This window comes from Rhizobium phaseoli, from assembly GCF_001664385.1.
Lineage (GTDB): Bacteria > Pseudomonadota > Alphaproteobacteria > Rhizobiales > Rhizobiaceae > Rhizobium > Rhizobium phaseoli.
Genome location: NZ_CP013532.1, coordinates 2,018,875 through 2,031,604 on the forward strand (window position 1 = coordinate 2,018,875; position 12,730 = coordinate 2,031,604).

Below are 12,730 nucleotides of genomic sequence, written 5' to 3' on the forward strand. Positions count from 1 at the left end.
GGTCGAATATGATTCCATCCTACCATGAACGATGCGGCCGAACAGCTTCCTGACGATCTTGCCAGTGCGCTTGCACTGCTGGCGCAAGAGCGTGCCTGGCGTATGAAAGCCGAGGCGGAAGCCGCCAGTGCCAAGGCGCTCGTGTCACATTCAGAAGCGCTGATCGCGCGGTTGAAGCTGGAGATCGAGAAGGTTCGCCGTGAACTTTACGGCAGCCGGTCCGAGCGCAAGGCGCGACTTCTCGAGCAGATGGAGCTGCAACTCGAGGAACTCGAAGCCGACGCTGGTGAAGACGAACTGGCGGCGGAGATTGCTGCCAAGGCTTCTACAGTCCGGGCGTTCGAGCGAAAGCGTCCATCACGGAAGCCGTTTCCCGAACACCTGCCGCGCGAGCGCGTCGTCATCGCCGCCCCGACGAGTTGCCGCTGCTGCGGTTCCGCCAGGCTGTCGAAGCTCGGCGAGGACATCACCGAGACGCTGGAGGTGATCCCGCGCCAGTGGAAAGTCATCCAGACTGTGCGGGAGAAGTTCTCCTGCCGCGAATGCGAGAAGATCACTCAGCCGCCCGCACCTTTCCATGTGACGCCGCGCGGTTTTGCCGGGCCGAACCTGCTGGCGATGATCCTGTTTGAGAAGTTCGCCCAGCATCAACCGCTGAACCGCCAGAGCGAGCGCTATGGCCGAGAGGGGATCGACCTCAGCTTATCGACACTGGCCGACCAGGTCGGTGCTTGCGCGGCGGCGCTGAAGCCCATTCATTCGTTGATCGAGGCGCATGTTCTGGCCGCCGAGCGGCTGCATGGCGACGACACCACCGTGCCGATCCTGGCGAAAGGCAAAACCGATACGGGGCGCATCTGGACATATGTCCGGGATGACCGACCGTTCAGCGGGCAGTCACCACCGGCAGCTCTTTACTATGCGTCGCGGGACCGGCGGCAGGAGCATCCCGAGCGCCACCTGAAGACCTTTACCGGCATTCTGCAAGCGGATGCTTATGGCGGCTACAATCCCCTGTTCAAGGTTGACCGCGATCCCGATCCGCTGACGCAGGCACTGTGCTGGGCGCACTCACGCCGCAAGTTCTTTGTGCTCGCTGACATTGCCACGAATGCCAAACGCGGCAGCCGTGCCATGCCGATCTCGCCGCTGGCGCTGGAGGCTGTCAAACGGATCGATGCCCTGTTCGACATCGAGCGGGAGATCAACGGGCTTGCCGCCGACGAACGCCTGCAGCGCCGTCGCATCGACAGCCTCTCACTCGTCAAAGAACTCGAGGACTGGATGCGGACCGAGCGGGCAAAGCTGTCGCGCAGTTCTCCTGTCGCCGAGGCTATCGATTACATGCTGAAGCGTTGGGACGGCTTCACGTCATTCCTGGAAGATGGGAGAATTTGCCTGACGAACAATGCAGCCGAGCGGGCGCTGCGAGGCTTTGCTCTCGGAAGGAAGTCATGGCTCTTCGCCGGATCGGATCGTGGTGCTGATCGCGCAGCCTTCATGGCGACGCTGATCATGAGCGCAAAGCTCAACGACATCGATCCGCAAGCCTGGCTTGCTGATGTCCTCGCCAACATCGCTGACACGCCGACGAGCAAACTGGAACAATTGCTTCCGTGGAACTGGACGCCGACGGCGCTGGATGCTCAAGCGGCCTGACCTGCGTCCTTCACCGGATGCTTACCGTAAGCGCGTACTGGCTGGCGAGAAGGCGAGCCCCGGCGTGTGATTGCCACATGGGCGACACCGATAAGGCGCGCGAGAGCGTCCCTTTTATTCTGCGCAGTAGTGACGCGTTTTACGTTCGCGATGATGCATTGAGAGGATTGCCACATGAAATCGCGTGACGTGCGGTGTCCGCGAACTACGCGGGGCATCGTGACGATATTCCCCTACTAAAATGAGCGCTCTCGTTGCAGGAGTCCCGCCAAGAAGCTAAACCGTGGGTGGGGCATGGGGGACAGCAAGTGCGAGTTTGGACTAAACGAATTATTGGCGCGGCGGCACTCGGAGTCATTGGATACGTCGCTTACGATTACTATCGAGCGGGTTTTTGGACACGACCAGAGATGCCCGAGGGTGCATTCTCGCTATCCTACGCTAACGGCTTGCGCGCGATATTGGTTGGCGTGCCAAATGAGAAGGAAACGCGCCGATACTTCGGACACCCTCAAGAGGTGCCTTTCTACCTCAAGGACGCTTGGTCGTTCTGCTCTCCGCCTGAAGGCGCTGAGAAAACCAGAGCCGCTGAGTTCATCGAGAGCCGCAACCAGCCCGGCGAGCGGTTCGAAGTGATTTGCAAAATTAAGGCCGACAACGACGTGGTCGTTCGTGGCGTGATTACCTCAGTTCCAAGGTTATGAGGCCGGTCAAGTCTCCAGCCCTGGGATGTCCTTTTGTGCAGGTGCCTCGTCTGCCGTCTCGAAGCTGATGAGCAACTTTTTGTCGATCAATGACGGATCGAGATATTGTGGATGCTCTAAAAGCGTCTTTATCACCATTCGAAGGTATCGCGTTGCGAGATCTCGCTGGCTGGCGTAGACGGTCTTTCGGTCGGCCTCAACATCTTTACTCTTTTTGCCCCGAGAACTCCCGTGCACGATTGCAGACCGGGTTTCGTAAAGTTTGCCCATCTCCTTGTAAGAATTCTCCGGTGGAAACCTTCCGCCAGTAAGTTTTGAGAGACCTGCCACGCGCATACGCAGTTTGAAGTTCAGGGAATCATTGCCATCTCCCAGCAGAAGTTCTATCCCGATGATTGCATCAAGGATGGCGTCTATGTCGTCGTCGCGCGTGACACACGCGTTCAATCGCCGAAGAGCAAGCTGCATCTTGTTGGATTTGCTGGCCAGTACCTGATGATAGGTCTCTCGAATGTCTGACATTAGTTCCTTAGGAACTGACCTCAATGCGTCATTTTGTGAATATGCTCGGTCGTAGAACATCGGGTAGCGCCGGTGCTCAGAAACGTACATCGCAGGCAAGTCCCACCTATACGAAACGCCCCAGCCGCGCGGCACCTGTAATATCTGCGCGTATCCGGCGACAGCATTAGTTGCTAGTCGAAGGGCCGCGAAAAAGGAGTCTATTTCTCCAAACGCAGGTTCACTCGCGTCCGTGAGTGACCTCGCAAGGCCCGATGAGGCCTGAGCGCGTATGTTCCAATTCATACTGACAAAAGCATGTGTCGCTGAGGAAGCGACGCTTCGCGATACTCCCCCGGTAGAATCGCCGCTAACCGATCGCGCAAGCTGGAATGGTTTTCGCATTTTGAAAACGTAAGAGTCATCGGTCAGTCGGTAGTGGTCCGTCTCGAAACTGTGCATGAGGATCGGCACAACAAGTGCGAGAGGTAATCGGTCGGCGGTTATTGCGAACAGAAACGGTCGAACAACGATAAAACCCCTGTCCGTGTCGAGTTCATCGCTAACCCCGTAACAGTTGAAGTAGCGCAAGAGGGCTTGTTCAATTAACTTCGTAGCCTCGTACTCGGCGTACCAGATATTCTCTTCTCCAAGACGTTTCCTGAAGGCAGGGATATCCCAAAGTATCTTTCCCAGGTTTTTCACTGGCTCAAGATTGTTTCCTTCATCGAGAGCGCCAAGAGTAGGTGACAAAAGGCTTCCACCGCTTAACGCGTATTCGTAGTCCGGCCTTGCGTTGTTCCGCCAAACAGACGTGAAATAGGGCAGCCCGTTGTCCCTGATACTCATATTAGGATAGTTGTGGACGTTTGTGAGCGCGCGTTTAGCTTTCTGTGCTGCTATTGGATAGAGGTCTAAAAAGGCGTTCAAAAAGGCGTCCGTAACTGCTGCGCTCTCTTCTTTCGTTAAGTGGGTGTCGTCGCCCATACCGCCCTCTTAGCAACTACAGCGATAAAATACTGAGACTCAGTCGTCGCATCGATTGAAAAATAACCAGGATCATAGTCGAATATCAACGCCAGCGTGGCTATATCGGCGAGGGGGCCGACCACATATTCGGCGGGACGACCCTGACAGACAGGTATCCGCCATCTATGTTGCATAGCGGCTCTTTACGCAGACATTGGAGGCAGAATGATAACTTCTCTACCCGACTGCCTTTTCGCCATTCGAGCAATGGTCGGCAGAAACTGCTCTTCACTGAACTCTATGTCGATTGTGACTCGAGGCGATTGGTGGACCGCCGGCTTGGCAAATTCTACGAAATCATGACGCAATATCCGCTGTGGCGTGCCTCGCTCGATCCATTCACGGACCCACCAGACCCAAAAGTCAGCGGCCTGCAGGGGCGGCACGGTCTTGTCGTCCTCGAATATCGGCGCATCGGCGTAACGATCGCGGATGTCGTCCGGTCGATGCAAGATATATTCTTCCCACATGCGCTCAACAGATTTTCTGTCGTAAGTATCGTCCATGTGGAATTGAACCACTTCTTCAAGTGGAATCGATCTTTCCAATTGCGGTCGCTCTAGATGGAACTTGTCCATCAGGCACCGAAAGGCGATCCAATAGTAGTTCGCCGGATCCCATTCGATCGTCGCACCTGGGATATATATTCTCCGTCTTGCTCGATCGAACTCGGATCGATTGAAACGAGCAGATATGAACACAGGCACATGCCTACTTATTACCGAATAGAAGAAACCCACTTCCTCCAACCTGTGTGTCATTTCGGCCATATGGAAATATCGGCGCTTGGCGGCATCAATCCTGCCAAAACGTTCAGTGAACGACTGCCATTCTGCTGAGAACTCTGTCCACTGCGACTCAGTGGCGATGCAGCCACCGATTACATAAGCATCGCGTTCCGGATTATAGCTTTCATCAATATAAGCATGCCAGGACATGCGCTCTCCTATAAATCGCAAATCTCTTCACTATCCTGCACCTCCCGCAGCCCTTTGTAAGAAGCATGCCGCAGTTTTTTGTCATGCGTCCACGCCCGATACTCAATCTCGGCAACAAGCTTCGGCTCGATGAAGACCGCGTTTCGCTTGCGCCCGGTGCCGACGGCGGGCCTGGCGATGATCAGCTTGTCCATCTGCTCCCGGAGCTGGCTGGCGGAACGCTCGTTGAAGCCGGTTCCCACTCCACCGACATAGACAAGCTCGTTTCCTTTGCGGGCGGCGAGCAACAGCCGCCCAATGCCCCCGAAAGACGCTGCCGACTTCTCATAGCCAACGATCACGAAACCGTCGCTCTGGATGCATTTGATTTTCAGCCATTCGCCCCACCGCCCGCTGCGATAGGCGCTGTTCCTGTCTTTGGCAATGATGCCCTCGAGACCATGCTCGCAGGCGATGCGCAGGAGCACATCTCCATCTGCCTCTATCTCCTCGGATAATCGAATGGCATCCTCGCCAACGGCGGGCACCAGCCCCTCGAGGAGATGGCGCCGTGCAGTGAGCTCCGTTTCGGTCAGGTCATGGCCGTCGAAATAGAGAAGGTCGAACGCCATGAAAACGGCTTCCCACGATGTCCTGTTTCCGCCGCGGCCGCCGAGCGACTGCTGGAGCCTGCCGAAGTCTGAACGGCCCTGCTCGTCGAACACGACGGCTTCGCCATCCAATATGGCCGTGGAGACGGGAAGGCGTTTCGCCTCGGCCGCGATGGCCGGAAAGCGATTGGTCCAGTCATGGCCGCCCCGTGTCAGGATGCGGACGCCTGATGGCTCGATGTGAACCGCCAGGCGATAGCCGTCCCATTTCACCTCGAAAGCCCATTGCCGGCCTTTCGGCGGCCGAGGCTTCAGCAGCGCGAGGCACGGTTCAATCCGCGGCGGCATCGGATCAAGAGTAAGCTGAGGCTGGGCGGGGTCGCGTTTCTTTCGCGGGCGGCTGCGGATGGGAGCTTCGGCTTCACTGAGCAGCGGGTGGGCGGGCTGGCGTGGAGGCTTCGTCATGTCGCCATGACACCCGCAACAGCCTAAAAAGCAATTGACCAAGAATGATTATTGACTCGCCCGCCAGTGAGAACATATTGAGAACGTGACTCGGGCGGAGCACTCAACAACACGTGCGGCGGAAAGGACCTCGCAAGGGGATGGTGACGCATGGCCGAAACGATCGGCGAGGCGATGGATGCAGGATGGGAGATCCGCGCCCGGTGCGCGTGGGGGAGGCGAGAAGGATTGAAGAGTGTCCGCGAATGCCAATGGAAGCTCAAGCTGGATATCGTCACCCTGGTGGCGACGAGAGGCCGGGATTTCCCGCTCGCGATGCTGTCGCAGCGCATGCGTTGCCCGGTCTGCGGTAGCCGGCGCGTGGCGATCGCCTATCTGCCTAAGGACACGCCGAGGGCCATGACGATGGCAAGGAATGCGAAATGGTAGGCGGTCGAGGAACGACCGACGACATGTGACCGCAACTTGCCCATGGAAAGGATGCCCCCCAGCAGTAGAAAGGCGACACGATTGCAGCGTTTTATTTGCTGTAGTAGTGGTTGCGAAATTTCGGGGATTATTAGATGCGTTTCAGGCTCTTCACTCTTGCTGCCATTTCACTCGCTCTGGCTTCTTGCGAGAGCACGCCGGTCGATCAGTTATCTTACTCGGAGATGAAATCTCTTTCTCTTCAGCTGCACAAGCGCTGCTGGGCGCAGGGTGTTAAAAGCGACACGCCTGAGATGAACGCTTGTCTGCAACAAGAATTTACCCGCGAGTCCTCAATCAGGAACAGCAATTACCAGGCAAGACAAGCGATGGGGGACGCTCTTATTGCCGGCGGACAAGGGTACAATCAAGGAATGCAGCGCCAGCAGCCCGCCTATACGCCGACGACCTGCACTTCAACCCCGCAAAGCACCTTTGTGGGCGGCCCGGTCCGTCAGGTTAGGACCACCTGCTATTGATGATCGCAGGATTGATCCTCTGCGCATCACTGACGGCCGTCGATGGCGACACCGTCGAGTGCGACGGGCAAAACATGCGACTGCTGGGGGAGGGCGTTCCGTTCGTTTCGGGCATCGATACGCCGGAGATTGGAAGTCATGCCAAGTGCGTGAAGGAACGGAAGCTAGCGCTAATCGCCAAGGGAAGGCTAAAAGAGCTGTTGGCTGAAAAAGGGTTGCGTGTCATGTTCAGCGGGGCCCTGGATAAGACACAAACGCACCGGCCGCTCGTCAACATCTACCGAACGAATGGTGAAGAAATCGGCAAGAAGCTGTTGCGGGAGGGCTTCGCACGGGCCTGGAGCCCGAAGCAACGGAATGATTGGTGCAATTAGCTGGCGCCCTCGCGCTCGCGGATCGAGATAAGCCTTTTGGATAGATGTTCGCGATGCTCTAACGCCGCTACAATCTCCGCGCGAAAGACGGGGATGGGGCATGCGTCGCAGCTATCGCAATCCGCAGAAGAAATCGGTGCTGCTCAGGGCGCCGGGTTTGGTCATCGGCGCTCTCGCATTTGGTGCAGCCGGCGGCTCAACCCTTAGCGACCTGCTAGCATCGTGGAGCGCTTCTGGCGACTCCGGGCAAGCGTGCACGATCAAGGGCAATATCAGCATCAATACCGGCGAGCGCATCTTCCACGTGCCGGGGCAAAAATACTATGCACAAACGAAGATCAGCCCCCAGTATGGAGAACGATGGTTCTGCTCGGAATTTGAAGCGTGGGCGGCAGGCTGGCGGAAATCGAAAACGTAATGAAGTAGTACCGCTTGCGTGAGGGGCTTGCAGCTCAATGTCCTTTCCAGTCCGTTCCGATTGTGGGGGGCATTACCATGCTTATCGCGGGGCGAGGCACCGTTTTCTGTTGCCCCAGTCTGACTGCCTCGAACCGTGCTGCAATTTCCTCGCTCACTCGGCGAGCATGCTCCTCGAATGTTCGGGCGCGGCTTTTCGGCTTGGATTTCGGTGCCGCATCGCCCGCGCTTCGTTCCCTTCGAAACTTTTCAAGATCATAGAGCACGGCGTCGCGGTCGATGTCCTCCGGGCGTACCGCAAGCGGTCGCTCGTACGCGTTCGGGTCGCCCCCTGTGGCAATCGTCGCGTCTGGCACTCTCTCAATGCCTGGGGGTTGGTATTCGGGAGCAGGGGGCGCGTCAATGAGCGGTGACACTCGCACGGGCATTTCCGGTAGTTCTTCGAGATGCGCAAACCCGGTTAGCCATTGCTGTTCGGACATTGCCGGGATCACTGCACTCTCGACTGTGACGAACTTGCCGGAAGGAACGACTATGACAGCGATCCCCTCGCCAACATGCTCACCTGACCGCGTGAGAAGGCCATTCTCGTCAGCATGCCACAGGTGGCAGACGGGAAAGTTCGCCCCGCCGACAACGTCGCCATGCTCTTTTTTGAAGGCGGTGAGTTCCTTGCGAAGATCTGTCTTAGACATTGGCGACACGCTGCTTTTTGAGATCTTCAAGCTCGCGGCGCATCCGTTCGACCTCGGTCAGGTCGATCCGTTTCTTGAGCATGTCGATAAGCGCCTCTCCATCCTCCAGCGAGCACTGGCCGCTGGCGACGGAAGAGATCACATGGTCAACGGCGTCATAAACGGTCATACCCTTGAGCGATCCTATGTCGATGTAGCGCCCCGGTTTTCCTGCGCCCCATGCAATAATATTCTCGCAAGCGCGAACTTGTGCAGACTGCGCCTTTGGGTCGTGCATGAGCGTGCCGAGCTGCGCTATGGCCGACTCCAAGTAGTCGCGAGCATGTCGAGAAACAGTCGCGCGGCAATCAGCCTGCTTATCGGCCTCGCTGATCGGATCGTCCTGGACAATCGATGCGGGCGCGGTTGGTGCTGGCAGTGGCGGCGGAGGAGGTGGTATATTATCCATTGCTAACCGATCCCATGTGGATAAACCACCTCATTGAGGTGGGTGATATGCGCGTACGATGGGTCAGTTTTTGGGGGTATGCAACAGGGTATTGAAAACTGTTGCGGGATTAACTGTTTGATACTTAACCGGAATAAGTGTTCAATTGACAGTTTTTCAAAAATTATGCATCAAGACTAGAATCTTTATTATGACAGCTTCGAGCCTCGATTTGGCCGAAAGAGTTCATATAACATTGCGGCCGAGTCCAACAGGAGTGAATGAATGTTCCGATCGTCGCTTGCCGCTCTGCTTCTTGCCAGCGTATCCGCCAATGCATGGGCGGGCGCGCCTGCGGCAAGCGCTGCGGCCGCGACCGGACTCATCGCCCATCGCGCGGTCTACGATCTGGAACTGAAAGACGCTTCGGATCGCTCCGGCATCGCCGGCATGTATGGCCGCATGGTGTATGAGTTCGACGGCAGCTATTGCCAAGGCTTCACCACGAATTTTCGCTTCGTGACGCAAATCGACACCGGCGACAGCGTGCGCGTCAGCGACCAGCAGACGACGACCTTCGAGAATCTGAAGGACGGCAAGTTCACCTTCGACACCAAATCCTTCACCGACGAGCAGCTCGACAAGGAGGTCAACGGTGCCGCTCAGGATCAGCCCGATGGCGTCAAGGTCGATCTCAAGCAACCGGCGAGCCGCGAACTGCAGCTGGCCGAAAGCCGCTTTCCCACGGAGCACATGCTCGACGTGATCCAGAACGCCAAAGACGGCAAGCGCTTCTTCGAGGCGCGCGTTTTCGACGGTTCCGATGACGGCGACAAGGCGCTGGTGACGACGACGATCGTCGGCAAGCAGCAGACGCCGGTTGCCGAGGAGGCCGATGCCGGCAATGCCGGCGCCTTCTCCAAGACCGCGTTCTGGCCGGTGACGATTGCCTATTTCAACGAGAATGCGAAATCCGATTCGCTGCCGGTCTACCGCATGTCCTTCAAGCTCTATGAGAACGGCATCACCCGCGACCTGACGATGGATTACGGCGATTTCGTCCTGACCGGCAAGCTTGCCAAGCTGGAACTGCTCGAGCGCAAGGCCGAGGCTTGTCAGTAAGCTGCGGCATTTTCCACTGTCATAAAACTGTATCATAAAGTTCATTATTGTGTGGGCGACCAGCGATGATTGGGTCGCCTTCTGTCGTCCTGCTCTTCGGATCGGTGCGATCCCAGCGGCCAGTCCATCGCGACGGGGCCTGTAATTACAAAATGGGCCTCCAGACGACTACGCGCCGCAAGCCTGGAAAGCCCGCCTCATGGCCGAAACCGATCTCGCGACTGTTCAGAACGCCGCCCTGCCGGTTGTTGCAGCCGATCCGGCGGAAATCGCCCGCATTTCCGACGGCATCAACATCACCGACCGCGCCGCCATTTCGGTCTATGGCGACCGCGCCCAGCAGTCGGTCAGCGATTATGCCGACAGGATCCTGCGCGAGGTCCGCAACAAGGATCTTGGCGAGATCGGCCGCCTGCTGACTGATATCATCATCAAGTCGAAGAACCTCGATCCGGCATCCCTGAAGGACAAGGGCTTTCTCAGCCGCATGTTCCTTTCAGCCAAAGCGCGGCTCGGACGGTTCAAAGAGGAGTTCGAGGACGTGGCCGGCCAGATCGATCGGATCGGCCTGGAACTCGACAGACACAAGGATACGCTGCGGCGCGACATCGCGCTGCTCGACGATCTGCATGAGGAAACCAAGCAATCGATCATGCGGCTCGATGCCTATGTGCAGGCCGGCAAGACGTTCGCCGAGCGTTTCCGCAGCACCGAACTGCCGATGCTGAAGGCGCAGGCCGAAGCGGCAGCGACCGGCCCCGGCGGCGGCATGCTGGAGGCGCAGACCTATCAGGACAGCCTACAGGCGCTCGACCGGCTGGAAAAGCGGGTCTTCTACCTGCAGCAGGCGCGCCAGCTCGGCATCCAGCAATTGCCGCAGATCCGCATCGTCCAGTCGGGCGACGAGACACTGATCGAGAACCTGCAGGCGACCTCGGCGCTGACCGTGCCGGCCTGGAAGCAGAAGATGGTGATCCTGCTCGGCCTGACGCGGCAGAAATCGGCGCTCGAGCTGCAGAAGGCAGTGACGGACGCCACCAACGATATGATCCGCCAGGCGTCCGAGATGATGAAGGACCAGGCGATGTCAATCGAACAGCAGTCGCAGCGCGGCATCGTCGATATCGATACGCTCGCCAAGGCGAACAAGGATCTGATCGATACGATATCGGGCGTGCTTCGGGTTCAGGAGGAGGGGCGCCGGAAGCGGGCGCAGGCAGAGCAGCAGATGGAGCAGATGACGATCGAGCTCAAGAAGGCGATGACTCAGGCGTGATCGACAGGATGACGATGCGAGCGCTGCTTTCGGGCCTGGCACTTCTTGCCGCTCTCCCCCTTGCTGGCTGCAATCCCTTCGGCCAGGGGCCGGAGTTCTCGATCGTGTCGGGCTCGGAAAACACCGTCCTGCAGCCAATCGTCGAGGAATTCTGCAAGCAGAAGAATGCCACCTGTACCTTCAAATACGAAGGCACGCTCGATATCGGTCTGGCGCTGCAGAGCCACGAGGGTGTCGCCCAGGATGCGGTCTGGCCGGCCTCGAGCGTCTGGGTCGACATGTTCGACACCAGGCGCCGCGTCAAGAACCTGACCTCGATTGCGCAGACGCCGGTGGTGTTGGGGGTGCGCAGGTCGAGGGCCGAGCAGCTCGGCTGGATCGGCAAGGATGTCTTCATGAAGGACATTCTCGCTGCAGTCGAAAATGGATCGCTGAAGTTCCTGATGACCTCGGCGACACAATCCAATTCCGGCGCCAGCGCCTATCTGGCCATGCTGTCGAGCGCACTCGGCAACAAGCCGGTAATCGAACCGGGCGATCTCGACAACAAAAACGTTCAGGACAGCGTCCGGGCGCTGCTTTCAGGTGTTGTGCGCTCGTCCGGCTCCTCCGGCTGGCTTGCCGATCTCTACGTCGATTCCGCCGGCAAGGGCACGCTCTACGACGCGATGTGGAATTACGAGGCGGTGCTGAAGGAAACCAACGACAAACTTGCCGCCCTGTCGCAGGAGCCGCTTTACGCGATCTATCCGGCCGATGGCGTGGCTATGGCGGATTCGCCGATCGGCTTCGTCGATCATGGCCGTGGGCCCGAGGTCCAGACCTTCTTCAACGATCTGCTGACCTATCTCCGCTCAGGCCCGGTGCAGCAACGCATTGCCGATACCGGCCGGCGTATTCCGCTGACCGGCGTCGCCGCCAAACCGGAACCAAACTGGAATTTCGATCCGACCCGGCTGGTGACGGCAATCCGCATGCCGGAGCCGGGCGTCATCCGTCAGGCGCTCACCCTTTATCAGGCAGCGCTGCGCAAACCGTCGCTGACCGCCCTCTGCCTCGATTTTTCCGGTTCGATGCAGGGGAACGGCGAGGACCAGCTGCAGAAGGCGATGCGTTTCCTGCTGACGCCCGATGAGGCGAGCAGGGTGCTGGTGCAATGGTCGCCGTCCGACCAGATCATCGTCATTCCCTTCGACAGCAGCGTGCGCAACATGTTCACGGCAAGCGGAAATCCGCTGGAGCAGGAGGGGCTGCTGAACGAGGTTTCCAGGCAGAAGGCGGATGGCGGCACCAACATGTATGCCTGCGCCGAACGGGCTTTGCAGCAGATCGCCAGAACCGACAGGCTCTCGACCTATCTGCCGGCCATCGTCATCATGACCGATGGCAGGTCCGATGATCAAAGCCAGGCCTTCATGAGCGAGTGGAACACGATCGAGCCGCGTGTACCGATCTTCGGCATCACATTCGGCGACGCCGACAAGACCCAGCTCGACACCCTTGCCAAGCAGACCTCGGCGCGCGTATTCGACGGTGGTTCGGATCTCGCCACCGCCTTCCGCACCGCGCGCGGTTATAATTAGGAC

General features: G+C 58.2%; 14 protein-coding genes. 9 read left to right on the top strand and 5 right to left on the bottom strand.

Translation table 11 applies throughout. From position 1 onward, the window contains the following. Positions 1–24: 24 nt before the first annotated feature. The gene (gene tnpC / locus AMC88_RS09910; protein WP_029875830.1) at positions 25–1,659 is read left to right on the top strand and encodes an IS66 family transposase; all 1,635 of its coding nucleotides are present in this window, start codon (positions 25–27) and stop codon (positions 1,657–1,659) included. A gap of 410 nt (positions 1,660–2,069) precedes the next feature. After that, positions 2,070–2,363 carry a hypothetical protein gene (locus AMC88_RS09915; RefSeq protein ID WP_064829943.1) on the top strand — a complete coding sequence of 98 codons (294 nt, stop codon included), beginning with the start codon at positions 2,070–2,072 and terminating at the stop codon, positions 2,361–2,363. 6 nt (positions 2,364–2,369) lie between these two features. Here AMC88_RS09915 and AMC88_RS09920 read toward each other — a convergent pair whose 3' ends face one another. From AMC88_RS09920 to ligD, 3 genes are all read right to left on the bottom strand, one after another. Further along, entirely contained in the window at positions 2,370–3,851 is a 1,482-nt protein-coding gene (locus AMC88_RS09920) for a HEPN domain-containing protein (protein WP_064829944.1), read from the bottom strand. Positions 3,852–4,036: 185 nt separating this feature from the next. Continuing rightward, entirely contained in the window at positions 4,037–4,831 is a 795-nt protein-coding gene (locus tag AMC88_RS09925) for a DUF3800 domain-containing protein (protein WP_064829945.1), read from the bottom strand. A gap of 8 nt (positions 4,832–4,839) precedes the next feature. Continuing rightward, the gene (ligD, locus tag AMC88_RS09930) at positions 4,840–5,886 is read right to left on the bottom strand and encodes a non-homologous end-joining DNA ligase (RefSeq protein ID WP_064829946.1); all 1,047 of its coding nucleotides are present in this window, start codon (positions 5,884–5,886) and stop codon (positions 4,840–4,842) included. A 150-nt stretch (positions 5,887–6,036) separates the two neighbouring features. Here ligD and AMC88_RS09935 point away from each other — a divergent pair, with 150 nt between their 5' ends. The 4 genes from AMC88_RS09935 to AMC88_RS09950 all read left to right on the top strand — a co-directional run bounded on the left by AMC88_RS09935 (position 6,037) and on the right by AMC88_RS09950 (position 7,625). Beyond that, entirely contained in the window at positions 6,037–6,315 is a 279-nt protein-coding gene (locus AMC88_RS09935; protein ID WP_185185221.1) for a hypothetical protein, read from the top strand. 134 nt (positions 6,316–6,449) lie between these two features. Beyond that, positions 6,450–6,833: a hypothetical protein gene (locus AMC88_RS09940; protein WP_064829947.1), complete on the top strand. Its 384-nt coding sequence runs from the start codon at positions 6,450–6,452 to the stop codon at positions 6,831–6,833. After that, positions 6,833–7,207, top strand: a complete 375-nt coding sequence (locus AMC88_RS09945; protein ID WP_064829948.1) for a thermonuclease family protein — start codon at positions 6,833–6,835, stop codon at positions 7,205–7,207. Before AMC88_RS09940 ends, AMC88_RS09945 begins: the two co-directional genes overlap by 1 nt. Positions 7,208–7,307: 100 nt before the next feature. Next, positions 7,308–7,625, top strand: a complete 318-nt coding sequence (locus AMC88_RS09950; protein WP_064829949.1) for a sunset domain-containing protein — start codon at positions 7,308–7,310, stop codon at positions 7,623–7,625. Between the two features lie 34 nt (positions 7,626–7,659). Here the strand turns inward: AMC88_RS09950 and AMC88_RS09955 are convergent, their stop codons facing one another. Next, positions 7,660–8,319 (bottom strand): hypothetical protein, encoded by a 660-nt coding sequence (locus AMC88_RS09955; protein ID WP_064829950.1) that lies wholly within the window; start codon positions 8,317–8,319, stop codon positions 7,660–7,662. Beyond that, the gene (locus tag AMC88_RS33050) at positions 8,312–8,767 is read right to left on the bottom strand and encodes a hypothetical protein (protein WP_150128084.1); all 456 of its coding nucleotides are present in this window, start codon (positions 8,765–8,767) and stop codon (positions 8,312–8,314) included. The genes AMC88_RS09955 and AMC88_RS33050 overlap by 8 nt, the downstream gene beginning before the upstream one ends. Before the next feature lie 264 nt (positions 8,768–9,031). Here AMC88_RS33050 and AMC88_RS09960 point away from each other — a divergent pair, with 264 nt between their 5' ends. From AMC88_RS09960 to AMC88_RS09970, 3 genes are all read left to right on the top strand, one after another. Beyond that, positions 9,032–9,868, top strand: a complete 837-nt coding sequence (locus AMC88_RS09960) for a cell envelope integrity EipB family protein (protein WP_004678603.1) — start codon at positions 9,032–9,034, stop codon at positions 9,866–9,868. A gap of 199 nt (positions 9,869–10,067) precedes the next feature. Further along, complete coding sequence (locus AMC88_RS09965; RefSeq protein ID WP_012483666.1) at positions 10,068–11,144, top strand: toxic anion resistance protein; 1,077 nt, start codon at positions 10,068–10,070, stop codon at positions 11,142–11,144. 14 nt (positions 11,145–11,158) lie between these two features. Then, positions 11,159–12,727 carry a substrate-binding domain-containing protein gene (locus AMC88_RS09970; RefSeq protein ID WP_041683875.1) on the top strand — a complete coding sequence of 523 codons (1,569 nt, stop codon included), beginning with the start codon at positions 11,159–11,161 and terminating at the stop codon, positions 12,725–12,727. The last annotated feature ends 3 nt before the right edge of the window (positions 12,728–12,730 follow it).

Excerpts from the sequence above, each read along its gene's own strand:
- tnpC (WP_029875830.1), top strand. The coding sequence starts at position 25 with ATGAACGATGCGGCCGAACAGCTTCCTGACGATCTTGCCAGTGCGCTT.
- AMC88_RS09915 (WP_064829943.1), top strand. The coding sequence starts at position 2,070 with ATGCCCGAGGGTGCATTCTCGCTATCCTACGCTAACGGCTTGCGCGCG.
- AMC88_RS09920 (WP_064829944.1), bottom strand. The coding sequence starts at position 3,851 with ATGGGCGACGACACCCACTTAACGAAAGAAGAGAGCGCAGCAGTTACG.
- AMC88_RS09925 (WP_064829945.1), bottom strand. The coding sequence starts at position 4,831 with ATGTCCTGGCATGCTTATATTGATGAAAGCTATAATCCGGAACGCGAT.
- ligD (WP_064829946.1), bottom strand. The coding sequence starts at position 5,886 with ATGACGAAGCCTCCACGCCAGCCCGCCCACCCGCTGCTCAGTGAAGCC.
- AMC88_RS09935 (WP_185185221.1), top strand. The coding sequence starts at position 6,037 with ATGGCCGAAACGATCGGCGAGGCGATGGATGCAGGATGGGAGATCCGC.
- AMC88_RS09940 (WP_064829947.1), top strand. The coding sequence starts at position 6,450 with ATGCGTTTCAGGCTCTTCACTCTTGCTGCCATTTCACTCGCTCTGGCT.
- AMC88_RS09945 (WP_064829948.1), top strand. The coding sequence starts at position 6,833 with ATGATCGCAGGATTGATCCTCTGCGCATCACTGACGGCCGTCGATGGC.
- AMC88_RS09950 (WP_064829949.1), top strand. The coding sequence starts at position 7,308 with ATGCGTCGCAGCTATCGCAATCCGCAGAAGAAATCGGTGCTGCTCAGG.
- AMC88_RS09955 (WP_064829950.1), bottom strand. The coding sequence starts at position 8,319 with ATGTCTAAGACAGATCTTCGCAAGGAACTCACCGCCTTCAAAAAAGAG.
- AMC88_RS33050 (WP_150128084.1), bottom strand. The coding sequence starts at position 8,767 with ATGGATAATATACCACCTCCTCCGCCGCCACTGCCAGCACCAACCGCG.
- AMC88_RS09960 (WP_004678603.1), top strand. The coding sequence starts at position 9,032 with ATGTTCCGATCGTCGCTTGCCGCTCTGCTTCTTGCCAGCGTATCCGCC.
- AMC88_RS09965 (WP_012483666.1), top strand. The coding sequence starts at position 10,068 with ATGGCCGAAACCGATCTCGCGACTGTTCAGAACGCCGCCCTGCCGGTT.
- AMC88_RS09970 (WP_041683875.1), top strand. The coding sequence starts at position 11,159 with ATGCGAGCGCTGCTTTCGGGCCTGGCACTTCTTGCCGCTCTCCCCCTT.